The 26,760-nt window shown below is 39.5% G+C and carries 22 protein-coding genes and 7 tRNA genes; 15 read left to right on the forward strand and 14 right to left on the reverse strand.

Annotated features, from left to right (window positions below):
* The first annotated feature begins 4 nt into the window (after nucleotides 1-4).
* The 5 genes from pal (at nucleotide 5) to ABJE44_RS04070 (ending at nucleotide 3,088) form a co-directional block, all read left to right on the forward strand.
* Complete coding sequence (gene pal / locus ABJE44_RS04050; protein WP_348111180.1) at nucleotides 5-565, forward strand: peptidoglycan-associated lipoprotein Pal; 561 nt, start codon at nucleotides 5-7, stop codon at nucleotides 563-565.
* Between the two features lie 12 nt (nucleotides 566-577).
* A complete protein-coding gene (ybgF, locus tag ABJE44_RS04055) occupies nucleotides 578-1,327 on the forward strand; it encodes a tol-pal system protein YbgF (RefSeq protein ID WP_348111179.1) in 750 nt (249 codons plus the stop codon).
* A gap of 167 nt (nucleotides 1,328-1,494) precedes the next feature.
* Nucleotides 1,495-1,570, forward strand: a tRNA-Lys gene (locus ABJE44_RS04060).
* A 43-nt stretch (nucleotides 1,571-1,613) separates the two neighbouring features.
* A tRNA-Lys gene (locus tag ABJE44_RS04065) sits at nucleotides 1,614-1,689 on the forward strand.
* A 556-nt stretch (nucleotides 1,690-2,245) separates the two neighbouring features.
* Nucleotides 2,246-3,088, forward strand: coding sequence for an HDOD domain-containing protein (locus ABJE44_RS04070; protein WP_348111178.1), 843 nt, complete (start codon nucleotides 2,246-2,248; stop codon nucleotides 3,086-3,088).
* Nucleotides 3,089-3,094: 6 nt separating this feature from the next.
* On the opposite strand, the gene ABJE44_RS04075 is transcribed toward ABJE44_RS04070, so the two are convergent.
* Nucleotides 3,095-3,907 carry a thioesterase family protein gene (locus tag ABJE44_RS04075; protein WP_348111176.1) on the reverse strand — a complete coding sequence of 271 codons (813 nt, stop codon included), beginning with the start codon at nucleotides 3,905-3,907 and terminating at the stop codon, nucleotides 3,095-3,097.
* 216 nt (nucleotides 3,908-4,123) lie between these two features.
* Between ABJE44_RS04075 and ABJE44_RS04080 the strand changes: the two genes are divergently transcribed.
* Complete coding sequence (locus ABJE44_RS04080; protein WP_348111175.1) at nucleotides 4,124-4,948, forward strand: alpha/beta hydrolase; 825 nt, start codon at nucleotides 4,124-4,126, stop codon at nucleotides 4,946-4,948.
* Between the two features lie 54 nt (nucleotides 4,949-5,002).
* Here ABJE44_RS04080 and glgC read toward each other — a convergent pair whose 3' ends face one another.
* On the reverse strand, nucleotides 5,003-6,265 hold the full coding sequence (gene glgC, locus ABJE44_RS04085) for a glucose-1-phosphate adenylyltransferase (protein WP_348111174.1): 1,263 nt from the start codon (nucleotides 6,263-6,265) through the stop codon (nucleotides 5,003-5,005).
* Nucleotides 6,266-6,475: 210 nt separating this feature from the next.
* Between glgC and ABJE44_RS04090 the strand changes: the two genes are divergently transcribed.
* Nucleotides 6,476-7,411 (forward strand): helix-turn-helix domain-containing protein, encoded by a 936-nt coding sequence (locus tag ABJE44_RS04090; RefSeq protein WP_348111173.1) that lies wholly within the window; start codon nucleotides 6,476-6,478, stop codon nucleotides 7,409-7,411.
* 142 nt (nucleotides 7,412-7,553) lie between these two features.
* On the opposite strand, the gene lgt is transcribed toward ABJE44_RS04090, so the two are convergent.
* On the reverse strand, nucleotides 7,554-8,348 hold the full coding sequence (gene lgt / locus ABJE44_RS04095) for a prolipoprotein diacylglyceryl transferase (RefSeq protein WP_348111172.1): 795 nt from the start codon (nucleotides 8,346-8,348) through the stop codon (nucleotides 7,554-7,556).
* Nucleotides 8,349-8,551: 203 nt separating this feature from the next.
* On the opposite strand from lgt, the gene ABJE44_RS04100 reads away from it, so the two are divergent.
* Nucleotides 8,552-8,770 (forward strand): hypothetical protein, encoded by a 219-nt coding sequence (locus tag ABJE44_RS04100; RefSeq protein WP_348111171.1) that lies wholly within the window; start codon nucleotides 8,552-8,554, stop codon nucleotides 8,768-8,770.
* 4 nt (nucleotides 8,771-8,774) lie between these two features.
* On the opposite strand, the gene ABJE44_RS04105 is transcribed toward ABJE44_RS04100, so the two are convergent.
* The 6 genes from ABJE44_RS04105 to ABJE44_RS04130 are packed head-to-tail and all read right to left on the reverse strand — an operon-like array spanning nucleotide 8,775 to nucleotide 15,736.
* Nucleotides 8,775-9,674, reverse strand: a complete 900-nt coding sequence (locus tag ABJE44_RS04105) for a hydroxymethylglutaryl-CoA lyase (protein WP_348111170.1) — start codon at nucleotides 9,672-9,674, stop codon at nucleotides 8,775-8,777.
* 5 nt (nucleotides 9,675-9,679) lie between these two features.
* Nucleotides 9,680-11,689, reverse strand: a complete 2,010-nt coding sequence (locus ABJE44_RS04110) for an acetyl/propionyl/methylcrotonyl-CoA carboxylase subunit alpha (protein ID WP_348111169.1) — start codon at nucleotides 11,687-11,689, stop codon at nucleotides 9,680-9,682.
* Nucleotides 11,682-12,521 carry an enoyl-CoA hydratase/isomerase family protein gene (locus tag ABJE44_RS04115; protein WP_348111168.1) on the reverse strand — a complete coding sequence of 280 codons (840 nt, stop codon included), beginning with the start codon at nucleotides 12,519-12,521 and terminating at the stop codon, nucleotides 11,682-11,684. Before ABJE44_RS04115 ends, ABJE44_RS04110 begins: the two co-directional genes overlap by 8 nt.
* 12 nt (nucleotides 12,522-12,533) lie before the next feature.
* Nucleotides 12,534-14,141, reverse strand: coding sequence for a carboxyl transferase domain-containing protein (locus ABJE44_RS04120; RefSeq protein WP_348111167.1), 1,608 nt, complete (start codon nucleotides 14,139-14,141; stop codon nucleotides 12,534-12,536).
* 36 nt (nucleotides 14,142-14,177) lie between these two features.
* Nucleotides 14,178-15,344 carry an isovaleryl-CoA dehydrogenase gene (locus ABJE44_RS04125; protein WP_348111166.1) on the reverse strand — a complete coding sequence of 389 codons (1,167 nt, stop codon included), beginning with the start codon at nucleotides 15,342-15,344 and terminating at the stop codon, nucleotides 14,178-14,180.
* Nucleotides 15,341-15,736: a MerR family DNA-binding transcriptional regulator gene (locus tag ABJE44_RS04130; RefSeq protein ID WP_348111165.1), complete on the reverse strand. Its 396-nt coding sequence runs from the start codon at nucleotides 15,734-15,736 to the stop codon at nucleotides 15,341-15,343. Before ABJE44_RS04130 ends, ABJE44_RS04125 begins: the two co-directional genes overlap by 4 nt.
* Before the next feature lie 196 nt (nucleotides 15,737-15,932).
* Here ABJE44_RS04130 and ABJE44_RS04135 point away from each other — a divergent pair, with 196 nt between their 5' ends.
* The 3 genes from ABJE44_RS04135 (at nucleotide 15,933) to kynU (ending at nucleotide 19,474) form a co-directional block, all read left to right on the forward strand.
* On the forward strand, nucleotides 15,933-17,108 hold the full coding sequence (locus ABJE44_RS04135) for a thiolase family protein (RefSeq protein WP_348111164.1): 1,176 nt from the start codon (nucleotides 15,933-15,935) through the stop codon (nucleotides 17,106-17,108).
* Nucleotides 17,109-17,384: 276 nt separating this feature from the next.
* The gene (locus tag ABJE44_RS04140; RefSeq protein WP_348111163.1) at nucleotides 17,385-18,242 is read left to right on the forward strand and encodes an alpha/beta hydrolase; all 858 of its coding nucleotides are present in this window, start codon (nucleotides 17,385-17,387) and stop codon (nucleotides 18,240-18,242) included.
* Entirely contained in the window at nucleotides 18,239-19,474 is a 1,236-nt protein-coding gene (kynU, locus tag ABJE44_RS04145; protein WP_348111162.1) for a kynureninase, read from the forward strand. The genes ABJE44_RS04140 and kynU overlap by 4 nt, the downstream gene beginning before the upstream one ends.
* 9 nt (nucleotides 19,475-19,483) lie before the next feature.
* Here kynU and ABJE44_RS04150 read toward each other — a convergent pair whose 3' ends face one another.
* From ABJE44_RS04150 to ABJE44_RS04160, 3 genes are all read right to left on the reverse strand, one after another.
* Nucleotides 19,484-21,106, reverse strand: a complete 1,623-nt coding sequence (locus ABJE44_RS04150) for a response regulator (protein ID WP_348111161.1) — start codon at nucleotides 21,104-21,106, stop codon at nucleotides 19,484-19,486.
* 529 nt (nucleotides 21,107-21,635) lie between these two features.
* Nucleotides 21,636-21,711, reverse strand: a tRNA-Val gene (locus ABJE44_RS04155).
* A gap of 132 nt (nucleotides 21,712-21,843) precedes the next feature.
* Nucleotides 21,844-21,919, reverse strand: a tRNA-Val gene (locus ABJE44_RS04160).
* A 289-nt stretch (nucleotides 21,920-22,208) separates the two neighbouring features.
* On the opposite strand from ABJE44_RS04160, the gene gltX reads away from it, so the two are divergent.
* The 4 genes from gltX (at nucleotide 22,209) to ABJE44_RS04180 (ending at nucleotide 24,291) form a co-directional block, all read left to right on the forward strand.
* Complete coding sequence (gene gltX, locus ABJE44_RS04165; protein WP_348111160.1) at nucleotides 22,209-23,618, forward strand: glutamate--tRNA ligase; 1,410 nt, start codon at nucleotides 22,209-22,211, stop codon at nucleotides 23,616-23,618.
* Nucleotides 23,619-23,718: 100 nt separating this feature from the next.
* Nucleotides 23,719-23,794: transfer RNA gene (locus ABJE44_RS04170), tRNA-Ala, on the forward strand.
* A gap of 156 nt (nucleotides 23,795-23,950) precedes the next feature.
* Nucleotides 23,951-24,026 (forward strand) — tRNA-Glu (locus tag ABJE44_RS04175).
* A gap of 189 nt (nucleotides 24,027-24,215) precedes the next feature.
* Nucleotides 24,216-24,291, forward strand: a tRNA-Glu gene (locus tag ABJE44_RS04180).
* A gap of 314 nt (nucleotides 24,292-24,605) precedes the next feature.
* On the opposite strand, the gene ABJE44_RS04185 is transcribed toward ABJE44_RS04180, so the two are convergent.
* Complete coding sequence (locus ABJE44_RS04185) at nucleotides 24,606-25,280, reverse strand: hypothetical protein (RefSeq protein ID WP_348111159.1); 675 nt, start codon at nucleotides 25,278-25,280, stop codon at nucleotides 24,606-24,608.
* A 449-nt stretch (nucleotides 25,281-25,729) separates the two neighbouring features.
* Entirely contained in the window at nucleotides 25,730-26,638 is a 909-nt protein-coding gene (locus ABJE44_RS04190; protein WP_348111158.1) for a LysR substrate-binding domain-containing protein, read from the reverse strand.
* Nucleotides 26,639-26,760: the final 122 nt, after the last annotated feature.

Here is a 26,760-nt window from a genome sequence, read left to right on the forward strand (position 1 = left end):
AAGAATGCAGCTTAATAAAATTTTTAAAGGTTTATTCATAGCTTTGCCAGTTGTGACCTTAATGGCTTGTTCATCTACAAGTGAAGACGAAGCTTTAGCCGCTGAGCAAGCGAGAATTGCGCAAGAACAAGCAGCAGCTGATGCCCAAGCTGCAGAAGATGCAAATGTTCAAACTGGAACTGTTGCACCTTTAATGTCACCAGAAGAAGAAATGAAAAAGCAATTGGATGAGTTGCAAGAAAGTCAAACCGTTTATTTTGACTTTGACCGCGCTAGCATCAAGCCTGAGTTTTATTCAGTATTAGATTTACATGCTGCATTTTTAGTAAAAAATAGCAGCCAGACTGTTGTTATCGAAGGCCATACTGATAGCCGTGGAACACCAGAGTACAATATTGCTTTAGGTGAGTCTCGAGCCAAATCAGTGCAGACTTATCTATTAAATGCTGGTGTCAGCTCTTCGCAAATTTCTGTTGTTTCTTATGGTGAAGAAAAGCCAGTTAATTATTACAGTACTGCAGCGGCTTTCGCAGAAAACCGTCGTGGTGTATTAGTTTACCAATAGTAGATTTTAAACATGATAAAACGCACCTTAGCGCTAAGTTTGCTAGGGCTATATGGAGCCGCAGTTATTGCGGCTCCTGCGCCTGTGGCAGATGTAAATGACAGTAGTGATAAAGAACGTCTTGTGGAACTAGAAAGGAAGTTTGCGTCTCGTACTCAGGCTCAACATCGTCAACAAGAACAATTGGACCTGTTACAAAGTGAAGTGAGTGAGCTTCGTGGTGCAATTGAAGTTCAAAGTTATCAATTAGAGAAAATTTTAGAGCGACAGCGTGAGTTGTACCTTGAAATTGATAAACGTATTGAAGAAGTAAAGGCCCAGCCAAGTGCACAGGTTGCCACTGTGCCCACGCAGCTCGATACGCCTAGTGTTGCTACTCCGATATCTGGAAGTGATAACGAGGCCTACGATAAAGCGGTTAACCTAATATTAAAAGACAGGTTGTATGATCAAGCTATTTTAGAGTTTGAGGCATTTTTACAAAATTATCCTACTTCTGACTATGTTCCAAATGCTCGATATTGGTTAGGTCAAGTATTGTTTAATAAACAAGATTGGGTAGGGGCCGGTGAGCAATTTCAGTCGCTAGTAAGTAATTATCCAGATTCTAATAAAAGAGCGGATGCTTTATTAAAACTTGGGATTACGGAACTAGAAAGATCAAATGCAGCTAGAGCTAAACAATTATGGGAACAATTATTGAGCGAATTCCCAGACTCTTCTTCGGCAAAGTTGGCGAGTAAGAGATTAAATAGCCTATAAAAATTGTGCGCTAAATTATTAATTAGCGCCAATGTTTCATTCTTTATACAAGTATCGTTCGCTTTTTCAGCAAACAGTTGAAATTATTAAAATAAATTAATTTTAAGCTTGCACAGAATTTTCAATTGAGTATTATATGCCGCCTTCGCAGTGAGGCGAACGGAAAAGGGTCGTTAGCTCAGTTGGTAGAGCAGTTGACTTTTAATCAATTGGTCGCTGGTTCGAATCCAGCACGACCCACCAATTTCCAAATCTCACCGCGTTTATGTAAAGTTTTCAATTAGATGGGTCGTTAGCTCAGTTGGTAGAGCAGTTGACTTTTAATCAATTGGTCGCTGGTTCGAATCCAGCACGACCCACCATCTTCTTAGTTTATTCCTAACGTTACCTAACACTTCAAAATCCAAATTTATCTCAATATTTTAATTAAGTCGTGTTAGATAAGAATCAAGGTGGTAAATTCACTTTCAGGCAATTCAATCATGCGCCCATTATGTTCGGCACCCAAATAAGACATCCTTGACTTATTTCAAAGCGGAGCGGAACTTCGTTCTTAAAACTCCCGCTTTGCCCACATCATTTTTAAAGTTTTATTACTTATTAGATAGCATGATTAAGCGACTTTTAGCACTCTATGCAGTTTTCTATCTGAATCTAATTATAGTTTTGTAACACTGGCTGAGTATGAGAGAACTAAAGCGTCTAGAAGAAAATGCCAAATAGCTTGAGCATTCTGACACTTTGTAACTCTATTTGGTTTGTTAGAGTATTCTTTAATTAGGTTTTTATGTTGGTAACTATTATTCTCTATAAATATTTGACTAGTATTAACTAATATACATGTTTTTATTGTTTATACATGAACTTGAAGCATTCTTCATTTACAATTGATCGGACACTTTGCAACGAAGAAGATAGATGGATTTACAAGATTACGTAGACAATGCTGGTGATATATTTGTTTTGCCCGAAGCGGTTATTAAAATTAAACAATTAATCGATGATGACGCTGCTTCTTTGGATGATATTGCAGAGGTCATAAATTATGATCCTGCCATAATGACCCAAGTCTTGAAAATATCGAATAGTGCTCTTTATAAGTTTCCAAATACTATAACGACTGTATCTAAAGCCATTCAGGTAATTGGCACTCACTCTATTTATGATTTGGTGCTAGCTTATGGTGTTGCTAGCGCCTTTAAAGATATCGCAACTGATGTGATCGATTTAGATAAGTATTGGGAAGAGTCAGTTTTTTGTGGGTTGTTGTGTAAATACTTAGCGGATGAACTTGGACTAAAAGAGCCGGAAAAACTATTTGTGTGTGGGTTATTGCATAATTTAGGTGAGCTGGTAATGGTGCAATTAAATCCAGAGAACGCCAAGAAATGCATGGATATTTCTTCTAAACGTCCATTGCAACAGCAAAAACAACATCTAGGGTTTTCTTATGTTGATATCTCTAGTCGTTTGCTCGAACTTTGGGGAATACCCTCAGACATAGTTTGCATAGTTGCGTCTACACATGGTGGCCAGCAGGAACCTATGACTCTAGAACAACAAGTCATCCAACTAGGATACTTGTTGGCAATAAATAACATTAATAATGAGCATTTCTCTAGATTTGATGGCATAACCCCTGAAATGTATGGTGTTTTAAACTTGGATAAAGAAAGCATAGATAATGCTGTAGATTTTAGTAATTTACAGCTTATGAGTGCTTTAGCCTTGTTTAGTCCTTCGTCATTCGCATTATTTTAAGGCGGGTTAGGCGAATACCGCTACCGTTTGCCTGCTTAATGCAACTAAAGCTCCACTACTATCCCAAATTTCTGCTTCTGTATTAGCATACCCATCTTGAGCATGTCGGGTTTTAGCTTTGTATACAAACCAGTCGGTGGGGTTAAATTGTTGGTGTGGGTGAATAAACTCTACATTCCAATTCACTGTACTAGCTGCTGCAGGCCATTTTAACTGCTGTAAAACTGTTGGGGGCCACACATCAATCAAACCCACTAGGTGAGCTTCTGTAAACGCTTTAGGAGCGACCTTAAACCGCATACGACCAAAAGTATGGTTGTTTTTACTGCCAGTAAAGGGCCAACCTCCATCGGTTTTGGCTAATTCAAACTGACTAATAAATTTAGGGGTCACTTTAGGAATAGCTGGCAGAAAGTTTGCCTTTATTGGGCCTTCTAAACCATGCTCCAAGTTATTGTGGACACGTATCTTTGATTGCCTATTTACGCCAAAGCTAGCCTGACTGAGAACCGCTGTGTTGCCATTTTGAATGATCCTGCCCATAGCCTGGGTGACATTTTTCCCTTGTCTTAATATTTCCACCTGTATTGTAAATTCTTTATTCGCTTCTAGCGGGCCAATAAATGCGGTGTTAAAAGATCTCATTTGATTTTCTAGCGGGATACTTTCTCGAATAGCCTTATATATTAAGGCGGCTGATATACCGCCGTATATGGTTCTCCCTTGTGTCCAAGACTTGTCTAATGTGAGGAGTATTTCGGTTGTGTTTTGTTCTATTTGATTTTTAATAGAATCAAAGAAGCTGTCTATGTGCATCATGTGTCCGTGTTTGAAAGTCGATTTGTATAAGTAACGTTTTAGCTACTCTATAGTGATTATCATAGTTTTTCATGCTGAAGTCACAATTTCATATCGTTATGTTAAGGCATAAGTTATTGTTATATTTGCAAAAATATACTGGAGTTGCTTGATATTATCAATGCCAGAGCATTACCATGGCACAGATTACATAAATTATTTAAAGGCGCCTATATCTTGGTTTCAGATCCTACTATTTCAATACATTTTTCCCATGCAAACGGTTTTCCTGTGGGGAGTTATAGCCGTTTATTTGATGGATTGGCAGATGATATAGAAGTGTTTGGTTTGCCTAAGTTTGCTCACTCTGAATCTTTTCCTGTAAATGCAAACTTCGCAAATCTTAATTTAGAGTTAATCCATCACTTGGAAAGCCATGTGTGCAAACCTGTTTATCTTGTGGGGCATTCAATGGGCGCTGTGGTGTCTTTTATGGTTGCATGTGAAAGACCTGATTTGGTTAAAGGATTGATCATGCTCGATCCGCCCATTGCCTCGGGTATGGCTAGTTTACTTTTTAAGGCAATGAAATTATTTGGCCAAACGGATCGATTTACCCCAGCAGGAAAATCTAAAAATCGCTGTAAGAGTTGGCCATTAGGTACTGACTTGGTAGCTTACTTTCAAGGTAAGGCTTTGTTTAAAAATTTTGAAAAAGAATGTATTCAGGATTATGTGGCGTCTGTAATTACAGAAAAAGAGGGCCAGTTACAGCTTAACTATGATGCAAATATAGAAACTGAAATTTATCGGAATGTGCCTGATAATATTCATAAATATTACAAACGGTTGAAGGTACCTACGTTACTTATTAGTGGTGAAAAAAGTGAACTTAATTCAACATTTTTCCTTTCTTCATTTTTAAAAAATACCGGAGCTGAGCAAAAAGTACTGAGAAAAGGAGGCCATATGTTTCCTTTAGAACAACCTCTGAAGGTAGCTAATATCATTAACGGGAAACTCTTGCAGTGGGAACAAGAATACAAAACCAAAAGCGGCTAATTGAAGTGACCCCATAAAGTTGGGGGCACTTAAGACAGCGGCTTCTTACATTGATTAAAAGCCTACTTTGAGGCCAAGCATCTCTCGGGTTACTAAAACTACCCCTTTATCTGAGACTCTAAAACCTCTAGCTAAATCATCATCGCGGTTATGGCCAATCACCATACCTTCAGGTACTTCACAACCCCTGTCGATGATAGCTTTGCGGATTTTACAATTACGGTTAACGACGACTTCAGGGAGAATAACTGAGTCTTCAATCTCACTATAAGAGTGTACCCGAACGTTTGAGAAACACAGACTTCGCCTGAGTGTGGCACCTGAGATTATACAGCCACCTGAAACTACCGAATTGATTGCGGCACCCAACCTGTCCTCGTCTTCCCACACAAATTTTGCTGGAGGAAGCTGTTCCTGATAAGTCCATATAGGCCATTTCTTATCATAAAGATTAAGTGCAGGAACCGGAGACACCATTTCCATATTAGCTTGCCAGAAAGAGTCTATGGTGCCAACATCACGCCAGTAAGCTTCGGTATCCTCGTCACTTCTAAATGGAAATGCATAGACATCATATTCTTCAAGAATAGAAGGTATAATATCTTTGCCGAAGTCTCGCTCTGAGCCTAAGTTGTCGGCGTCTACTTTAAGTTGGTCAAACAAAAATTCAGTATCAAAAACGTAGTTGCCCATAGAAGCCAAGCATTTAGTTGGATCATCTGGCAGTGGAGTAGGGTGCTCTGGTTTTTCTTCAAAGCCAATTATTTTGTAATTTTCATCAACTGACATAACGCCAAACTGCCCGGCAGCTTCTTCTAAGGGGACTGGCATGCAGCAAACAGTCATTTTCGCCCCTGATTCTGAATGTTGAGCCAGTAAATTACCGTAATCCATTCTATATATATGGTCGCCAGACAAGACCATTACAAACTTAGGTAGCTCGTCTCGAATAATATCGATATTTTGAAAAACAGCGTCAGCTGTGCCTTCATACCAGTTATCTGAGAAGCGTTGTGAAGCTGGCAGTATTTCAACAGACTCCCCAAGTTCTTTTTTAAAATGGCCCCAACCTCGAACAAGGTGGCGTATTAGTGAGTGAGATTTGTATTGAGTAACGACACCAACGTTGCGGATACCTGAATTGATACAATTAGATAGAGGGAAGTCGATGATGCGAAATTTACCACCAAAGTATAGCGCTGGCTTGGCTCGCCAATTGGTTAGTTCATAGAGTCTTGAACCTCGTCCTCCCGCTAAAATAAGTGCATAAGTGTCACGTGTTAAATTACTAATATAGCGAGATGGTTGTTTTGCCATAAGTCGTGCTCCATCAAAATTAAGGTTGTTTGTAAAATATGTACTTAATCCATTACTACCTTTGTCGAGTACCATAATCGAGTGTACACGACAGAAAAGTATATTCAATCAATGATAAGTAAATGTGAATAAAAAGTTAAAATAATCTCTCTGCGTAATGGCTTTATGTACGACAATAGACAATAATAGGCCAACTTAAGAGGACTGTTTATGTTGAAAGTAGCTATCTTGGCATATGAGCAAATAGCCACATTTGAATTGGCCTGTGCTATCGAAATTTTTGCATTACCAAGAGAATATAAAACCTGGTATCAGACTGATGTGGTTTGCTTTGAGCGTGCGCCCATGAGTGCCACTGGCGGTATAAAAATTACAGCAAAACCAATTAAAAGTTTGTATAGGTATGACACTTTAGTTATTCCAAGTTGGACGACTAACAGTAAACATGTTCGCTTAGACATGGCGGAGAAAATTAATGAATTTGCAGAACAAGGAAAACGCATTATTTGTTTTTGCTCTGGCGCGTTTTTACTGGCGCAATTAGGATTATTGCAACACAGAAAAGCGACCACACATTGGCGCTATAGTGACCAGTTTCAGGAGAGGTTCCCAAAAGTAAACTTTGTAAACGATGTACTTTACACCCATGACCAAAATATTAGTTGTTCTGCCGGTAGTGCTGCAGCATTAGATTTAGGTATCGATATTATTCGTAAAGACTTTGGTCATAGCATTGCTAACCAAGTTGCAAGGCGTTTGGTTATATCTCCACACAGGAGTGGCGGACAGACTCAATATGTAGAAACACCTATCGTTAAGAATGCAGGCTCTTTCAGTGCAACATTAGATTGGGCGATTGAAAACATTAGCGAAGCTATCAGTGTTGCTGAGATGGCTGAGCAAGCATGTATGTCTAGAAGAAGCTTTGATCGTCACTTTAAAAAAGCATTAGGAACTAGCCCAAAGGCCTGGCTTAACCAGCAAAGAATTAATTTAGCGAAACAAATACTAGAAGTTGAAACACTTTCAATCGAACAACTGGCTAATAGAGTTGGTTACGATAACGGTATTACTTTAAGGTTCAATTTCAATAAATATGTGGGAGTAGCCCCTAGTCAATATCAATCACAATTTAAATCAAATTGAGTCATTACTCACACTATATATGCTTTTTACTCGAGCCCTATGAAATTGTAATGGTTGGCCTGTTTTAGGCCAACCTTAGGTAAGTAAAATATTTATCAATATTAAAAATTTGCCAAATTTAATATTGCTTTGAACCTTACTATTATTTCTTTATGAGTTGATTACCATTCTTTATGGCACGTATTAATAGAAAAACGCCACAAACAAAGAATGGAATACTCAAAGCTTGCCCAGTATTTATCCAAATATCACTGTTATAAGCGGCTTGCTTTACTTTAACGAATTCAATAAAGAATCTAGCGGTGAATACTAGACATAAGAATACCCCTAGTAATGCACCTGTGTAGTGTTTGATCTTTGTAAACCGATGTAAGCAATATAAGGTGGCAAAAATAGCGAGGTATGAAAATGCCTCGTATAATTGTGCTGGATGCCTAGGAACTAAATCTATGCGTTCGAAAATAACGGCCCATTTGACATCAGTTTGGTGTCCAATAATTTCTGAATTGACAAAGTTTGCTACTCGAACAAAGAAACCAAACAATGGTGTAGCAATGGCTAGTCGGTCCAATAACCAGATGTAACCCACTTTAAATTTTCTTTGGAAAAGATACACGCTTATGATGACGCCTAGGCCACCGCCATGGCTGGCTAAGCCTCCTTCCCAAATAGCTAATATTTTTAATGGGTTGCTCAAGTAATATTCAGGGTCATAGAAAAGGCAGTGTGCTAATCGTGCGCCAATGATAATTCCCAAAACACAGTACATTAATAAAGAGTCTAATAGCGCTAGATTAACTTTTTCTCGTTTGAATATTCCTTTCATGACCTGTAGGCCAGCTAAAATAGCTGTTGCAAACAACGCACCGTACCAATGTATGGTTAAGCCTGCAAAAGAAACCAAGATTGGGTTCGCGTTCCAAGTGAAATACTCCATTTAATGTAGCCTTTTTTATTCTTTAATTTACGATAATTATGTGACGATATTGTACCTGATTGACTTGCAGCAAACAGACTATGTTTTGATAAAATTTGGATTATTTATCAGCGGAAGGTGTGCTGATAGAGCGCTTAAATTGAGGAAAGTTCCCCACTATAACGATGTAATAAGCAAAAAACGACAGTAGGGTAAAGATGATCATGCTTGTAGAAACTTCGCGCCAACCTTTGGTAAATAAAGTGAATATCAACATACCTACAACCAGCAGAGTAGGGCTCGCCACTAAAGCTATCATGACTCTGACATTGGCAGGAAGGGAAGCTTTCACACTCGTCTGTGGTTGCACCAGCAGTACTCACATTGATGAATTAAGAGTAAACGATAATGCCGTAGCGTGGAGAGTGCAAGGGCAATTATAAATACTCATATGTGACTTTTGAAGGCTAATGCCACTTTAGATTGAGTGGGCTTATTAAGAGCTTGCATTATATTTAGACCGGCTTGGGTCAATTTATGTAAATCAATTCCTGTCTTTATTGCCATGCCATTTAGCATATAGACTAAATCTTCAGTAGCCAAATTTCCTGAAGCTCCTCGTGCATACGGACAACCGCCAAGCCCCGATATAGCACTATCTACAACAGTTACTCCTTGTTGTAATGCTATTAAAACGTTAGCTAGTGCTTGCCCATAGGTGTCATGAAAATGAACCGCCACATGTTTCAAATCTATCTCTTCGCTGATTTTATTTAACAATTGTGCGGTTTTGTTGGGCGTTCCTACACCTATAGTGTCTCCTAAGGATATCTCGTAACAGCCCATATCTAGCAAGGATTTACTGACAGTTGTGACCTTTGAAGGCGATATGTTACCTTCGTAGGGACAACCTAAAACACAAGAAACATATCCTCTTACAGGCAAGTGATGTGCCCGTGCCATGTCTAATACAGGTTGAAAGCGAACTAAGCTTTGTTGTATTGAGCAATTGATGTTTTTTTGTGAAAAGCTCTCTGATGCCGAAGCAAACACTGCTATTTCGTCTACCGAACTAGATAACGCCGCTCTAAACCCTTCTGTATTAGGGGTGAGAGCTGAGTAGTGCACACCTGGATGGCGAGTTATGTGTTTAAATACTAGGCCGCTATCAGCCATTTGTGGTACCCACTTAGGCGAGACAAAGCTTCCTGATTCAATATACTGACACCCAGCGGCAGCTAACTGCTCAATAAGTGTAATTTTTGTGTGTAATGGAACAATGGACTGCTCGTTTTGCAGTCCATCTCTAGGTCCCACTTCTACAACTTTTACATAAGGTGGATACATAGCAATTAGTTTTCTGTTGCAACAAAGCTGAGCAATTGAGTGCCATCATCGACTAAGTCCCCAGCTGTACAATAAAATTCTTTCACTATTCCAGCTTGAGGTGCTTTGATATTGTGCACCATTTTCATAGCTTCCATGACAACTAAGGTTTGCCCTTGGTTAACAGGTTCACCAGGTTTGACGAACAAGGTAACAATTGTACCATTCATAGGGGCTAAAAAATTGTCATTAGTGTTGGTGGGCAACACCTCTCCTAAATCTATTGGTTGCTCATTGAAGTAGAGTGAATGACCTGCATAAAACATCACATGTTGATTATCGTCTGATGCCACAGTTGTTGTGGTTTTATGGCCGTTTATGGTGGCCTTTAATTGGCGATTTGCTAACGTCCCATAACAGGTGTAAGTATTTCCTGCTATGGTCAGTATATATCTCTGTCGCATATTATGTTGTGTGTACTTTACGTGTACTTCAGTCGTTAGCTGGTCAGCAATGAGTATCATAATTTTTGAATGTTCTGCATTGTTGCGCCAAGAGGTGGCTTGCGACCATGGAGAGTACCTATCTTGACTTTCTTGCCTGATAGGCTGATTTTGTAAAGTATCTAATAATAAAAATAGAACGGCTAATGGGTATAATACGGGTGGCTTTTCTGTCATTTCTAGAAACAAGATGCTTTCGTTTCTTTGAATAAAGTTAGTATCTATTGCCGCAGACTTGAACTCTTTGCTAGATGTTAACCTATGTAAAAAGTGAATATTAGTTACCACTCCTTGGATGTGGTATTCAGTCAAGGCTTTGGTGATTCTTTGTAGGGCACTATCTCTACTTTCATCCCATACTATAAGTTTAGCTATCATGGGGTCATAATAAACAGTGACTTCATCACCTTGACAGACACCTGTATCAAGCCTCACATATTTGGACGCTAGAGGCGGTTGCAATAAGGACAATGAGCCCGTCTCTGGTAAAAAATCATTGCTTGGATCTTCAGCGTAAATCCTGGCCTCAATTGCGTGTCCGTGAATACGCAATTGATTTTGAGTTAATGGCAATACTTCGTTATTTGCGACTCTTAATTGCCAAGCTACTAAATCTTGACCAGTAATCATTTCAGTAATTGGGTGTTCAACCTGTAGACGGGTGTTCATTTCCATAAAGTAGAATTGGTCATCTGTGTCTAACAAAAACTCAACCGTTCCTGCCCCCACATAATCAATCGCTTGGGCCGCTTTTAAAGCAGCTTCTCCCATATTCTTTCTTAATTTTTCAGATATGCCAGTAGCTGGTGCTTCTTCAACTATTTTTTGGTGTCTTCTTTGAATAGAGCAATCTCGTTCGAATAAAAACACACCATTACCATGGTGATCACAAAATATTTGAATTTCAATATGTCTTGGTTGAGTAAGGTATTTTTCAACTAACATTAAATCATCATTGAAACTGGATAGGGATTCTCGTTTTGCCGCTGTCAAAGCGTCTGTAAATTCGTCACTGTTCCATACTTGCCTCAACCCTTTACCCCCTCCGCCAGCCGCAGCTTTTAATAAAACTGGGTAACCTATTTTTTCAGCCTGAGCTTTTAGGTGAGCAGGATCTTGATTGCTGCTGTGGTAACCGGCTATTAACGGTACTTTGGCTTGTTGCATGATACGTTTAGCTGCAGATTTTGAACCCATAGCTTGAATGGCGGAAGGGGAGGGACCAATAAAGGTAATCTTGTTTTTTGAGCATAAAGTGGCGAAATCGGAGTTTTCTGATAAAAAACCATAGCCAGGGTGAATGGCATCTGCCTGCACATTTAGTGCTGCTTGAATGATCCTTTCACCCTGTAAATAACTCTCTTTAGAAGGTGAAGCACCAATATAAACCGCCTCATCAGCCATTTTCACATGTAATGAATTTTCGTCAGCATCTGAATATATAGCTACGGTAAGTATTCCCATCTTCCGGGCTGTTTTGATAATGCGGCAACTGATTTCCCCTCGATTGGCAATTAATAATTTGTTAAACATTGGTAGGCTTCCAATTGGCAGGGCGTTTTTGTAAAAAAGCATTTAAACCTTCTTGCCCTTGCTCTGACACTCTAACCTTGGCTATTTTCTGACTAGTGATAGAGATGATGTCTTCAGATTTATTTAAGTGCTGAACTTCCTGTATTAATTGCTTAGCGGCCGTAATCGCAAGAGGAGAGTTCTTTAGTATATGTTCAATGATATTTTCAATAGTTCTGTCTAGCTCTTCTTCAGCGACTGCTTCATTTAATAGCCCAATTCGACGGGCTCTTCTTGCTGAAAATACTTCAGCAGTGCTGAAGTATCGCCTTGCTTGTCTGGCTCCTATGGCTTCAATTACATAAGGAGATATAGTCGCCGGAATTAAGCCAAGTTTTACTTCACTCAGGCAAAACTTACTTAATTTACTTCCTATTGCCATATCACAACAGGCAATCAAGCCAATGGCACCCCCAAATGCAGCACCTTGAACTCTGGCAATGGTAGGTACTTTTAGCGTGTTGAGTAGCTGTAACATCTTTGCTAGTGCATTCGCATCGGCTAAGTTTTCCTGATAGGTGTATGACGCCATACCTTGCATCCAATTAATGTCAGCACCTGCGCTAAAGCTTTTACCATTAGCCGCAAGCACCATAACTCTTACTGAATTCTTAGACTCTAGACTTTGAAATATCAGGGTAAGTTGATTAATCAGGTGGTGGTCAAATGCATTGTGAACATTTGGGCGGTTTAATGTCACGGTCGCCACTCCTTGAGCATTTATTTCAAGTAAAACAGACGGCTCAGACGTATCGGATTTTTGATCAAGTTGCTCTAAGTTTGATAAGGTCATTATGATTTATCCTTACATTCTAAAGACGCCGAAACGGCTTTCTTCTATAGGTTTATTTAGACTTGCAGAAATAGCTAACCCTAAAACTTGGCGAGTGTCAGCAGGGTCTATTACGCCGTCATCCCATAACCGTGCAGATGCGTAATAAGGATGACCTTGGGTTTCGTAGGTATCGATAATAGGCTGTTTAAAATTAGCCTCTTGCTTGTGGCTCCATTGTTCATTATTTCGTTCTATTTGCTCTCGTTTGACTTGAGCTAAAACGCTGGCAGCCTGTTCTCCACCCATGACTGATATTCTGGCGTTTGGCCACATGAACATAAACCTTGGATCATAGGAGCGACCACACATTCCATAATTTCCAGCGCCAAAACTTCCACCTATTAACACTGTAAACTTGGGGACTTTCGCACAGGCTACAGCAGTAACCATTTTTGCTCCGTGTTTTGCAATGCCACCTGTTTCATATTGTTTACCTACCATAAACCCGGTGATATTTTGTAGAAACACTAAGGGGATCTTACGCTGAGCGCATAGCTCAATAAAATGAGCTCCTTTTTGTGCCGACTCTGAAAATAATATGCCGTTATTTGCCACTATACCGACCGGGTATCCATAAATTCTGGCAAAGCCACAGACAAGTGTTTGTCCAAATAGAGATTTAAATTCATCAAATTCGGAGCCATCAACGGTTCTTGCTATTACTTCTCTGACGTCATAGGAGTGACGATTGTCAGCGGGGATAACGCCGTGCATATCTGTTACTGGGTAATTGGGTTCAATTGGTGACTGTGTGTCTAGCGCTATTATTTTTTTTCGGTTTAATCTTGCAATAATATCTCTAGTAATCTTAAGAGCATGTTGATCATTGTTTGCCAAATGGTCGACTACCCCTGATATTCGACAATGTACATCGCCTCCTCCTAGCTCTTCGGCACTAACAAGTTCACCTGTCGCAGCTTTAACTAAAGGTGGGCCGCCCAAAAAAATGGTTCCTTGTTGTTTAACTATTATTGACTCATCAGCCATGGCAGGAACGTAAGCCCCACCTGCTGTGCACGAACCCATTACGACTGCTATTTGTGGAATATTTTGTGCGGATAAGCTAGCTTGGTTGAAAAAGATACGACCAAAGTGTTCGCGGTCTGGGAATACTTCATCTTGATATGGCAAGTTTGCACCACCTGAATCAACTAAATAGATGCATGGCAAGTTGTTTTGTTCAGCTATTGTCTGGGCTCGTAAATGTTTTTTTACGGTTAATGGATAGTAGCTGCCTCCTTTAACTGTGGCATCATTTGCAACAATTACACATTCAATACCAGACACTCTTCCGATACCTGTGATAATGCCTGCAGCGGCAACCTTATCTTTGTAGACCTTGTGGGCTGCTAACGTTGATAGCTCCAAAAATGGCGAGCCTGGATCAAGAAGCAAATTAATACGCTCCCTTGGTAGTAGTTTTCCTCGAGCTAAATGTTTTTTATTTGCTTCGGTGCCACCACCAAGTCTGATGTCTGCGGTTTTATCTTTTAAGTCTTTAACCAGTTGACTCATATGCTTTTTGTTAAGAATGAAATCCTGACTTTTAGTGTTTAACTTACTGATAATACGGGGCATTATTCGGCTCCAATAAATGTTTAGTAAAAGATTAAATCAAGCTGATTCTTTAAATAATTCTCTACCAATTAACATTCGTCGAATTTCAGAAGTGCCAGCACCTATCTCATAGAGTTTGGCATCTCTTAATAACCGACCTGCTGGAAATTCATTCATGTAGCCATTCCCCCCTAGAAGTTGGATAGCGTCCAAAGCCATTTTTGTGGCGAGTTCAGCTGCATATAAAATAGCTCCAGCTGAGTCTTTTCTGGTGGTCTCGCCTCGGTCGCATGAACGAGCTACTGAATACACATACGCTCTTGCCGCATTCATTTGTGTATACATGTCTGCTACTTTTCCTTGAATAAGTTGAAACTCTCCTATTGCTTGACCAAATTGTTTTCTATCGTGAATATAAGGAAGTATCAGATCCATGCAGGCTTGCATGATCCCTAAAGGTCCACCAGCCAAGACGACCCGTTCATAATCTAAACCACTCATTAGTACATTGACGCCACGGCCTTCCTCATCAAGAATGTTTTCTTGGGAAATTTTGCAGTCTTCAAATATAAGCTCACATGTATTTGAAGAGCGCATGCCTAGTTTGTCTAGTTTTGTGGCTTGGGAAAATCCAGGGGTATTACGTTCTACAATAAAGGCAGTTAATCCTTTGGCGCCAGCATGTTTATCAGTCTTTCCGTAAATCACAAAAGTGTCAGCATCGGGCCCATTAGTGATCCACATTTTGTTGCCATTAAGCACATAGTCCTTACCCTGCTTTTGGGCATGTAATTTCATACTGACCACATCAGAGCCTGCATTAGGCTCACTCATTGCCAGTGCGCCAATATGCTCACCGCTTACAAGCTTTGGCAGATACTTTTGCTTTTGATGGGAGGTTCCATTCTTAAAAATTTGATTAACACATAGATTAGAGTGGGCTCCATAACTAAGCCCAATACCGGCTGACGCTCTGCTTATTTCTTCCATAGCAATCACATGGGCTAAATAACCCATATTTGCCCCACCATATTGTTCTGAAACAGTAATACCTAAAAGTCCCATTTCTCCGAGTTTGGACCATAACTCATTGGGGAAACTATTATTGCTGTCTGCTAGGTCGGCAATCGATGCAATTTCCGCTTGAGCAAATTTGAATACCTGATCTCGAAGTATGTCTATATTGTCACCAAGACCAAAATTTAGGCTAGGGTATATATTCATGATACTGCTGCTTGGGTAAGCGCATTTAGTTCAGACTGGCACCGAGCTTCAACTTCATGTAACTCAGTCATTAAAATTTCTATGTCTTGTAATTGCAGCTGCATCTGAAATTTTTTCTCAGCTGTCATTTTTAACATGGCTTGTAACTGTGCTTGAGAGTTATGGTGTGTGTCGTATAAGTCAAACAGAGTTCTGGTTTCTGATAATGAAAACCCCAGGCGTTTACCTCTTAGGATAAGCTTCAACCTAACCAAATCTTTATTTGAATAGATACGCTTTTGCCCAATTCTGGAAGGATTTAATAATCCTTGTTCCTCATAGAACCGAATCGTTCTAGGGGTAATATCCATAGCTTTTGATAGCTCACCAATACTAAAGTTCTGTTCTTTCATAAATGCTTGCCCTGTATTTTAAGGAAGTTCTTACGAAAACTAACTTCACTTAACGTTTGCGTAAACTGAATGTTAATGTAGGGTTTAAATAATGTAAAATCAAATTTTCTGTTAGGACAACTCGAAAATTGTCTGCTTATTTACAGCGCTAAGTGTGCAGATATTTTTACAAACATTTAAAATTTAAGGAGTATTTATGTCTGATCAATCAATTGTTATTGTTGCTGCGAAGCGCACCCCTATGGGCGGTTTTATGGGGAGTTTGTCAGCTATATCCGGAACTCAGCTTGGAACATATGCAATTCAAGCCCTGCTAGATGAAAAGCTATCATCCCATGTTGATGAGGTCATTATGGGGTGTGTATTGTCTGCTGGGTTAGGGCAGTCTCCCACTAGGCAAGCATCGCTGGGTGCTGGATTACCACTCTCTATCGGTGTGACTACCATAAATAAAGTGTGTGGCTCAGGTATGAAAGCCGTTATGTTAGCGCATGATTTGATCAAAGCAGAGTCTGCGGAGGTGATTATTGCGGGGGGTATGGAAAGCATGTCTAACGCACCATATTTGTTACCTAAGGCACGTAGTGGTTATCGAATGGGCCACGGACAAATGATTGATCACATGATGTTAGATGGCTTAGAGAATGCTTATGATGGTCAAGCTATGGGTTGTTTTGCCCAACAAACAGCAGACTTTGAAGGCGTGACTCGCGAAGGGATGGATGAGTTCGCACTATCAAGTTTACAGAAAGCTAATGAAGCACAAGCTGCAGGGACCTTCGAGGATGAAATTACGCCTGTCACTATAAAAAAACGAAAATTCGAAGTGCTAGTAGATAGCGATGAGGGCCCTAAGCAAGCTAAGCCTGAAAAAATACCTAGCTTGAGACCTGCCTTTACGAAAGACGGTACGGTTACTGCCGCTAACTCAAGTTCTATCTCAGATGGTGCCGCTGCCTTGTTAGTTATGAGTCATACTAAAGCAAAGGCTTTAGGTCTGACGCCATTAGCAAAAATAGTGGCTCATGCAAGTAACGGTATCAAGCCAGAAGATTTTACCCTTGCACCCGTTGGAGCAATGGAAAAATTATTAAGTAAAACTGGTTGGGCAAAAGATGAAGTGGATTTGTTTGAAATTAATGAGGCCTTTGCCATGGTGACTATGCTAGCAATTAAAAAGCTCGATTTAGATCCTGATAAAGTAAATGTAAAAGGTGGAGCGTGTGCTTTAGGGCACCCAATTGGCGCGTCTGGGGCGCGAATTTTAGTGACGCTAATACACTCGTTGAGACAGCGAGGCTTTAAAAAAGGAATCGCCTCTTTGTGCATAGGTGGCGGTGAGGCTACTGCCATTGCCGTAGAAGTAATCTAATCTAGCTTTGATGTTTATTGGAGATTTTTTAGTGAGTGTGGTGAAATATTTTTATGGATTTTGGTAAATAGAGGGGGTTGTTTTATACCAATATCTTTGCATATAAAGTTCGCCACATTTCCTTTTCGGTGCATTATGCAGAATCTTAAATCTCTTACATTACTTATTCTCCTTCAAGAGTTAATTCTTTCATTTAAGTAAGGTCTTGTATAAGTCTTTTAATCTTTTGCTAAATGATTGATTATTGAAATAATCTAAAGATTGAGCAAATATTTAATGACGACACTTTTATTGAATACCCTAGCGGGTCTTAGCTTAACGCTAGTTTCATTTCTTACAATTGCATCAAAGCCTCTAATCACATTCCCAACGGTTGAAAATAACCTAGCTTACTCAAAAGTCGCGGAGTTACCTTTCTCAACTGCCGATGCGAAAATATCTTATGGGCCAAATCCTCAGCAATATGCATTATTTTGGGAAGCTAGAGTCGCAGGGCAAGTTGTTAAGCGCCCTTTAGTGGTTTTGATTCATGGTGGTTGTTGGCTAAGTGCTTACGATATTCAACACACTTACGCTTTAAGTACGGGGTTAGCTCAGGCTGGTTTTAATGTCTGGTCTGTAGAATATCGTCGTACTGGTGATCTAGGTGGTGGTTGGCCGAGTACATATGATGATATTAAAGCAGGGATCCTTGCTTCAGCTCAATATAGAAACGAAGAGTTCGAACTGGCTAACTCTGTTTTAGTTGGGCACTCAGCTGGTGGACATTTAGCTTTGCTTGCAGGTGGAGCAATGAGCGAGTTAAAAGGAGTGATTGGATTAGCGGCGATTAACGATATAGAAGAATACGCCCGTGGTTCAAATAGCTGTCAAACAGTTACCAAAGATTTTATGGGGGGGATGCCTAAAGACAAGCCTCAGCAATATATATTAGCCAACCCAAGTAGACAGCCATTACATCTTACTACTGTCTTATTGCAGGGTACTCAAGACAATATAGTGCCTGCTTTTAATTTAGAAAAGCTGAACCGAACAGTCATAATGTTAGATGGAGTAGGGCATTTTGATTGGATCCACCCAGGTTCAGAAGCCTTTAAAACCCTTACATTTTATTTAAATGAGCTTAGTAAATGATTTTTGAAGAAGTAAAAGCATTAGATAAAGCAGATCCCCTTTACTCAAAGCGGTTTGAATTCGACCTCCCAAGTCATACTATTTATTTGGATGGTAATTCATTGGGGGCATTGCCAAAGTCTGTACAAAAAAGAGTATCAGAGGTAGTTAGCCAACAATGGGGGAATGATTTAATCAAGAGCTGGAATCATCATGCTTGGATTGATTTACCGATATCCGTTGGTGAAAAAATAGCTCCGCTTATTGGTGCAGACGTAGGGCAGGTGATTTGTTGTGATTCAATATCTGTTAATTTGTTCAAGCTATTATGTAGCGCATTACAGCTTAATGAGAAACGCTCCAAGGTATTATCTACAAAAGACAACTTTCCAACCGACCTATATATGGTTCAGGGGGTAACAGACTTATTGGGTGAAAATTTATGTGAGCTTGAATTAGTTGAAGAGCATTTAATAGCGCAAAGTCTGAATCAATCAGTGGCCGTTTTGCTATTGACACAAGTGAATTTTAGAACCGGTAAGTTATTGGACATGGAAAAGCTGACAAAGCTTGCCCATGAAAAAGGTATCTTAGTCATTTGGGATTTAGCCCATAGTGCAGGTGCGTTACCTATTGAATTGGATAAATGTAACGCTGATTTTGCTGTTGGTTGTGGCTATAAGTACTTAAATGGTGGCCCTGGATCTCCAGCATTTTTGTATGTAGCCAAACGACATCAAACTAGAGTGAAACAACCTTTGTCTGGTTGGATGGGCCACGCAAAGCCATTTGATTTTGACCCCAGGTATCAAGCAGCGGAAAATATTAGTCAATTTCAATCTGGTACCCCTAATATTATTGGTATGAGTGCGTTAGATGCAGCACTTGATGTTTGGCAAGCTGTAGACATGCTGCAAATCAGAAGTAAGTCCAAAGCTTTAGGTAATCTTTGTCTTGAACTTGTAAGGCAGAAAGAAAGCTTAGAAGGGCTTCAGTTGTGCTCACCTGACACTGCTGAACATAGGGGGAGTCAGTTGGCTTTTGCACACGAGCATGGGTTTGCTATCTGCCAGGCTTTGATTGAAAAGGGGGTCATAGCTGATTTTAGAGCACCTGATATTTTGAGATTTGGTTTTACGCCACTCTACACTTCTTTTGAAGAGGTATGGCATGCAATAGATATATTGTCGAATATAGTCGAGAACGAAATTTATAGGGCGCCCCGCTTTAATGTTTCTTTGAAAGTTACTTAGGGAACACCTTTATTCCATCGCATCTAAATTGGTGCGTATCTTGTGGTAACGTTCCTGTTGAGATTGATTTAATTGACCGTTCTCAATGGCAGTAATACATTTTTTCAATAGTTTGCTTGATACTGAGGGTAAACCAAATTTTGCCGCTTTTGATGAGATAGTTTGCATAAGATTTAGTGCAATAGAGGTGTTTTTAGGCATGATAGTAAAGGCTTGCGTAAAGATTTCTATTGCTTTTTCTAAGTCTCCCTTCTGATAATGATCTACTGCAGTGTTGTTTAAATCTTTAGAACTATGCTTAATCGTCGACTTTTCTTGTTTTTCTTGATTGATATAGTGTAAAAATATTTCTCCCTGATCAGGGTCGCTTTTACATAGGACCTCTATTTGCTCAAGAATAGCTTGTGACCTTTCGTGTAACCCTAAATCATGGAGAATTTTAGCTTTGTCTAACAAGGCATCAGGCCCTTCGTTATCCCAACTATCTTCATCTAACTGGTCTAGTAACGCTAAGGCATTGTCTTTTTCATCCTCAAGGTAAAATAATCTAGCGTTGATGACTTTGATTTGCTCGTCCATTTCCGCTTTAGGGAAAGCCTGATTAAATTGTTTTACATACTCATTTGCTTGTTTGATTAAACGTTCAGTATCAGCGGCATCTGTTGTCATAGCATAGTCAATACCTGCTCTGGCAACGTTTAGGTAATTTTCTGGTTTATCATGAATAGAGTTTTTGGCAAATCGAACAATCTTTTTTGCGGCTTCAAACTGAGTTTCATAGTCGTGTGTAATTCGAGATAAATCCATAGCCGTTTTATGTCTGCGAATACTCCTAGGAGAAACTTCGGTTGCCATGATGACGCATTCTAAAGCGGTTTCAAAATCGTTCTGCTTTATCTGCAATGCCGTCAATAAGTCGTATGCGGCTAATTGTGAATCGGGTTTAAAGGCTAAACGTAACACTAGTTTTTCAGCCTCCTCATCCTCATCCAAATGTAAATGACTATTCACTAAACCTAATTGAGCCCAAGTAAATGTTTGTACCTTCAAGACTGCAAGATAAAATTCTTTAGCCTCAAGAAACTTACCCGAAGCTGTTAGCATTTCACCTTTAATTTTAAGGGCAAGAGGGAAAAATTCAGAATGCTTAGGATTGGCTAGAAATAATTCTACTTCAGATAATGCGCGGGTATAATCGTGCTTCTCGATACATAAATACACTTTGTGTAAAACGTTTTTTCTAGTTAATACACGACTTAATCGGCGATCTAAATCTTTGACCGTGAAGGGCTTAGCTAAAAAGTCATCCGGTTGTAACTCGATAATACTTTGTACTAAATCGGAGTTGGTATCAGCGCTGATAAAAACGAAGGCCGTGCTTAGGGGGAGTTCACCGTTAGTTTTTATCTCATCGTAAAAATAGTATCCATCTTGCTCCCGTTTTAAATTATAGGAGCAGATAATTAAATCAAACCGCTGACTACGAATGGTGGTCAGTGCAAGATTTATTTTATCTACATAGCTAATATCGTTAAACCCTAGCTCTTCGAGAGAATACTTCATATATCCTTTAGCTAAAGCTTGATCATCAACGATAAGAACTTTGGTATTTTGTGCGAGTTGTAAATTCATTAAAAACTGATTTTCCTTATATCTTTAAAGGTTATCGTATTTTTTACCAAAATAATAAGGCCTAAAAACATAAATAAGGAAATTAAAAGGATATTTTAAGAACAATTAATAAGCCCAGAGTGATTTGTTAATCAATAATATAAATAATGGCGCATACGTTTCTCACTAGAAATAAAAAAGCCCAAAGTAATATGATTACTCTGGGCTTAGATGTGGTGGACGCTACTGGGCTTGAACCACTCAGGCTCATGCTTTGAAAAGAACGGCGATGCATCGCTAAGTGAACTTGTGTTCAAAATGACAGGGTAGGCTTTTTCTGAGTTACAGAAAGTAAAAAGCCCAAAGTAAACTAGTTACTTTGGGCTTAATGTGGTGGACGCTACTGGGCTTGAACCACCTCGGCTCATGCTTTGAAAAGAACGGCGATGTATCGCTGATGTAAGTTTTGAGGTAATTGAAAATAAATAGGTTTGACAGAGTACTAGAAATGAAAAAGCCCTAAGTAAAATAATTACTTAGGGCTTAGATGTGGTGGACGCTACTGGGCTTGAACCAGTGACCCTCGCCTTGTAAGGGCGATGCTCTCCCAACTGAGCTAAGCGTCCGAATATATTTATACTGGCTTGAACCAGTGACCTTTGCCGTTTCTCGTAGTAAGAATGGCGATGCTCTGACTTTTTTAACTGAGCGAAGCGTCAATATATGTTACAGATAAATCACCAATAACAATTGTAATGTGGTGGACGCTACTGGGCTTGAACCAGTGACCCTCGCCTTGTAAGGGCGATGCTCTCCCAACTGAGCTAAGCGTCCGAATATGTTTATACTGGTTTGAACCAGTGACTTGCTGACCTGACGTCAGTAAGTGGAGCGCTATTATAGGTATGAGCTTTAAGCTGTCAACATTAAAATGAAAATTATTGTTTGTATGGCTGAAAAGTGTTCGTTTCATAGTGAAAACTGCTGTTGTCGATGAAAAAATAATCATATTTTAGTTTCGAGTAGAGTTAAAAGAAGGGAATCACATAATTACTTTAATCATTATGTAAATTTCATTCTTTGACTGATAAAATGCGCCCAATTATTTCAATAGGTTTTTTCAATGACAGTGGTAACACGATTTGCTCCTAGCCCTACAGGCTATTTACATGTTGGCGGCGCACGAACTGCGCTTTATTCTTGGTTATACGCAAAAAGCAAAGGTGGAAAGTTTGTACTTCGTATTGAAGATACAGATATAGAACGTTCAACCCAAGCTGCAATCGATGCAATTCTAGAAGGAATGCAATGGTTAGGTTTAGATTGGGATGAAGGTCCTTTCTATCAGACTGAGCGCTTTGACCGTTACAATGAATTAATTGATCAATTGCTAGCCGAAGGAAAAGCTTATAAGTGCTTTATGCCTGCTGAAGAGCTCGATGCGATTCGCGAGCAGCAAATGGCTAATGGTGAAAAACCTCGTTATCCAGGCACGTGGAGAGACCGTACCGATCACCCTGTTGATCAGCCTTATGCAATTCGTTTTAAAACCCCTCAAGAGGGCAGTGTGGTTATTAAGGACCATATACGAGGCGATATTGAAATTGCTAACAATGAATTAGATGATTTAATCATTCGTCGCACCGATGGCGCCCCAACTTACAACTTCTGTGTGGTTGTAGATGATTGGGACATGGGGATTAGCCATGTTGTACGTGGTGAAGACCATATTAATAATACCCCTAGACAAATTAATATATTACAAGCGCTTGGCGCGCCGATCCCTGAGTATGCTCACGTATCTATGATTTTGGGTGATGACGGTAAAAAATTATCAAAGCGCACCAATGCTGTAGGTGTAATGGAATTTAGAGATGATGGTTATTTACCAGAAGCGTTATTAAATTACTTAGTGCGGTTAGGTTGGTCTCACGGTGATCAAGAAGTTTTCTCAAAAGAAGAAATGATAGAGCTTTTCTCTTTGGATGCGATTGGCCAGTCAGCCTCTGCATTTAATACTGATAAACTAATTTGGTTAAATCAGCATTACATTAAAACTATGCCAGCAACTGAAGTAGCAGAGCATGCTAAATGGCACTTTGAGCAACAAAACATCGATTTGAGTCAAGGTCCTGCTTTAGAAAAGGTAATTGAAATTCAAGCCGATAGAGTTAAAACTCTGAAAGAGCTAGCTGAGATAAGTGCTTATTTTTATCAAGAGTATGAATCTTTTGATGCAAAAGCGGCTAAAAAGCATTTACGCCCGGTTGCAAAAGATGCACTAGTGCTTGTTCAATCTAAATTAGCAGCGTTGACTGAGTGGAGTACAGAGTCTATCCATAATGCAATCAATGAAACGGCTGAAGAGTTAGAGGTTGGTATGGGGAAAGTGGGTATGCCATTGCGTGTTGCGGCTACCGGTTCTGGAAATTCGCCTTCTTTAGATTTAACTTTAAACCTGTTAAAACCTACTCAAATTGAGCAACGTATAACCAAAGCGCTGGAATATATAGCAAACAGAGAAAATTCTTAAAAAAAGCGTTGACATGAAAAGGGCAGATGCCTAGAATGCGCCCCGCTGTCACGGAATGACACCTACTTATTAAGAAAGGCGAAAGCCAAACGATAAGTTAGGGGCCATAGCTCAGCTGGGAGAGCGCTTGCATGGCATGCAAGAGGTCGGCGGTTCGATCCCGCCTGGCTCCACCAATATCAAGGAGTTGTTTACTACCACCTAGGCCAGTAAACAGAATGATAGACAAGAATTTAGTGTTTTTGTAAAGCATCAAAAGTTAGGTCACGCAATTCGCAGGCTGATCTTGCCTTACAAAAGCATCGGAAACATGTTTCCGAAAACTGTTTTTTGTCCCCATCGTCTAGAGGCCTAGGACACCGCCCTTTCACGGCGGTAACAGGGGTTCGAATCCCCTTGGGGACGCCATATTGATTAAGTTAAATGATTTAACTTAAGTTTGAAAACAAGGATTATTAACTACCACCTAGGCCAGTTAATAAATAGTTTGATAGAAGTTTCGTTTTTGTAGAGCATCAAAAGTTAGGTCGCGCGATTCGCAGGCTCATCTTGCCATACAAAAACTTATCGAAACATGTTTCGATACACGAAGTTTTTGTCCCCATCGTCTAGAGGCCTAGGACACCGCCCTTTCACGGCGGTAACAGGGGTTCGAATCCCCTTGGGGACGCCATATATCAAAGCCGCTTAAGTAATTAAGCGGCTTTTTTATTGCCTGAAGATAATGTAATGGTATTGAGTAAAGCTTTTGAAAATCGATCTACAGGGCCTGAATTCACCTTATTACAGTTACAAAAGCAGGCAAGCCTTAATCAGAAACTATTGGGAGCACTTTGGGTGGTTTCCCTGTTATAGGCAGAATAGCTGGTAAGTCTGGCTATTTGGTGGGTTATCTTTTTACAAAATAAAACAATACGACTTAGTCGTTAAGCCGTATTAAATTGTCTTTTATTTAAGAGTCTGATGTATCTTTAAGGCCACTTATCTCTAGAATCGCTCTTCTACTCTTTTTAGTAGGTTGGCATTTTCAATATTCAAGATAACTTTCCGTTTTAAAATAATTTTACCTTCTACCACAGATGAGCCATCAATTGTTAAAGTGGGAGGGGTACGATCATTGTTATTGTCTTCCTTATCCCACCAACTCTTGTCATTTGTAGATTCAAATATTATATCTCCTGCAACTATTGTATTTAGCGTGAGTGTTACGTCGCCGTTGGTGGTTTCAATATCGCCACTTACCTGCGTGTCTAGTATTACTATGTCGCCATTAACAGTGGATAGGTCGCCACTCACTTTGCTGTTTTCTAGCAACTCAATACTGCCATTCACTGTGCTGATATCACCTAGGGCGTTTAAGTTTTCTTTTACTTTAATGCTGCCATTAACTGTGGATACATCTGATACCTGAACATTCTTTCCTAACTTTATCCCACCATTGACGGTACTGACGTCATTAGCAATGACTCCATTTTGTAGCTCTATTTCACCATTTACTGAGGACAAATCACCAACTTGACGGTCTTCAGCAATATCAAAACCACCAAAAACGCTACTTTTGTCTGGCTTGTCACCATGTCCATTGACGTGGATGATACAACTCGATGTGGAAATCAATAAAGTGCTTAAAACAGCTGCTAGAGTTAAACGGGATATGTTCATGTTATTCCTTGTTGTTTAGCGATAAATTCAATATTTACTATGTTAAGCAGTGCTTGTGCCAATAATATAAGATACTGATAGTTATAGTTTTATTCGATCGATTGAATACTTAGACGCAAAAAAATCCTAAAAGGTTGGCGAGATCCACAATTAATTGGTCAGACTCTAGATCTTAAAAGCCGTCGGTACAGACGGCTTTTAATTGAATACGGTTATTAAGACACTCAAGGTGTTATTTTTTTTGGCAATATTGATCACCATAATAGTTGTTTAAATAGTTACACTGTATCACTTCTTTTTTTGCTCTAGATAAACTAAAGCTAACACCTAATTTATTGAATATATTTTTCATGGTATTTACCTGGTTGAGTTAAGACAAAACCATTGTGCTTTTTATTCTTTGTTCAGTATATTTAATTGTTTTGATTATATTGTTCTGAAAAATAGAACTAATTGCCGTCACATTTTTGGCTGAGCTGTTTTGTAAAGATATCCTTTAGAATGCTCAGTTCATTGGTTCGCACGTAATTAGGCCTGATGACTAATGAAATTGTTCTATGAGGGCCTGGTTCATTGAGGTGAATGGCCGTTAACTCTGATTCATTGTGTGTGAGTTGGTCTAAAGCCATTTGCGGTACTAGAGTCGTGCCTAACTTTCCCGCCACCATCTGAATCAAGGTATGCAAGCTTGCTGAATCAAAATCAGTGTCCTGTTTTTTGTTTTGTAAACTACAAGCCGCTAGAGCATGCTCTTTTAGACAATGGCCATCTTTTAACAACATTAGTTTATCAATTTCTAGCTCTTCACTAGTGATCTCATTAACTTTGGAGGGGCGTTCATCCTTATGGCACACCCAGTAGAAGTCTTCTTGCCAAAAATCGAACCCCATCAGCCCTTCAATTGGGTAAGGTAGAGCGAGTATTGCAGCGTCAATTTCACCTGCTCTGAGCTTATCAACTAATATGTGAGATTGATCTTCTTGAATTCTGAGTTTGAAGTTGGGGTACTGCTTGCGAACTTCAGGTAAGACTTTAGGTAACAAGTAGGGGCCTATAGTAGGTATAACGCCAATCGTCATAGGTCTAGAAAAAGGTTCTTTGTTACTTTGTGACAACAGTAAGAGCTCATCAAATTCTAATTTAACTTTTTTAGCTTTATCAAGTATGGGTTGGCCGTCTCCAGTCACTAATACATGCTTGTTATTGCGCTCGAATACTGAGAAACCAAGTTGTTTTTCAAACTCATTAATAGCGGTGCTGAGTGCTGACTGGGATACGTTGCACATTTCTGCCGCTTTTTTGAAGTGTAGGGTTTTTTCAACGGCTAGTGCGTAATGTAATTGCTTAAGTGAAATCATACTTCTAATTATTTATTTTATCGAACGTAATGTTGATTTTAACCAGTATTTTAGAATTGACTAGTTTTTTATTCAGTTTGCTACTCTAATTAGGGCGCTTCATTATTCTATTTAAGTGAACG

The organism is Paraglaciecola sp. (assembly GCF_039942875.1).
GTDB lineage: Bacteria > Pseudomonadota > Gammaproteobacteria > Enterobacterales > Alteromonadaceae > Paraglaciecola.

Coding starts and splice junctions, on each gene's coding strand:
- pal (WP_348111180.1), top strand. CDS start 5: ATGCAGCTTAATAAAATTTTTAAAGGTTTATTCATAGCTTTGCCAGTT.
- ybgF (WP_348111179.1), top strand. CDS start 578: ATGATAAAACGCACCTTAGCGCTAAGTTTGCTAGGGCTATATGGAGCC.
- ABJE44_RS04070 (WP_348111178.1), top strand. CDS start 2,246: ATGGATTTACAAGATTACGTAGACAATGCTGGTGATATATTTGTTTTG.
- ABJE44_RS04075 (WP_348111176.1), bottom strand. CDS start 3,907: ATGATGCACATAGACAGCTTCTTTGATTCTATTAAAAATCAAATAGAA.
- glgC (WP_348111174.1), bottom strand. CDS start 6,265: ATGGCAAAACAACCATCTCGCTATATTAGTAATTTAACACGTGACACT.
- ABJE44_RS04090 (WP_348111173.1), top strand. CDS start 6,476: ATGTTGAAAGTAGCTATCTTGGCATATGAGCAAATAGCCACATTTGAA.
- lgt (WP_348111172.1), bottom strand. CDS start 8,348: ATGGAGTATTTCACTTGGAACGCGAACCCAATCTTGGTTTCTTTTGCA.
- ABJE44_RS04100 (WP_348111171.1), top strand. CDS start 8,552: ATGCTTGTAGAAACTTCGCGCCAACCTTTGGTAAATAAAGTGAATATC.
- ABJE44_RS04105 (WP_348111170.1), bottom strand. CDS start 9,674: ATGTATCCACCTTATGTAAAAGTTGTAGAAGTGGGACCTAGAGATGGA.
- ABJE44_RS04110 (WP_348111169.1), bottom strand. CDS start 11,689: ATGTTTAACAAATTATTAATTGCCAATCGAGGGGAAATCAGTTGCCGC.
- ABJE44_RS04115 (WP_348111168.1), bottom strand. CDS start 12,521: ATGACCTTATCAAACTTAGAGCAACTTGATCAAAAATCCGATACGTCT.
- ABJE44_RS04120 (WP_348111167.1), bottom strand. CDS start 14,141: ATGCCCCGTATTATCAGTAAGTTAAACACTAAAAGTCAGGATTTCATT.
- ABJE44_RS04125 (WP_348111166.1), bottom strand. CDS start 15,344: ATGAATATATACCCTAGCCTAAATTTTGGTCTTGGTGACAATATAGAC.
- ABJE44_RS04130 (WP_348111165.1), bottom strand. CDS start 15,736: ATGAAAGAACAGAACTTTAGTATTGGTGAGCTATCAAAAGCTATGGAT.
- ABJE44_RS04135 (WP_348111164.1), top strand. CDS start 15,933: ATGTCTGATCAATCAATTGTTATTGTTGCTGCGAAGCGCACCCCTATG.
- ABJE44_RS04140 (WP_348111163.1), top strand. CDS start 17,385: ATGACGACACTTTTATTGAATACCCTAGCGGGTCTTAGCTTAACGCTA.
- kynU (WP_348111162.1), top strand. CDS start 18,239: ATGATTTTTGAAGAAGTAAAAGCATTAGATAAAGCAGATCCCCTTTAC.
- ABJE44_RS04150 (WP_348111161.1), bottom strand. CDS start 21,106: ATGAATTTACAACTCGCACAAAATACCAAAGTTCTTATCGTTGATGAT.
- gltX (WP_348111160.1), top strand. CDS start 22,209: ATGACAGTGGTAACACGATTTGCTCCTAGCCCTACAGGCTATTTACAT.
- ABJE44_RS04185 (WP_348111159.1), bottom strand. CDS start 25,280: ATGAACATATCCCGTTTAACTCTAGCAGCTGTTTTAAGCACTTTATTG.
- ABJE44_RS04190 (WP_348111158.1), bottom strand. CDS start 26,638: ATGATTTCACTTAAGCAATTACATTACGCACTAGCCGTTGAAAAAACC.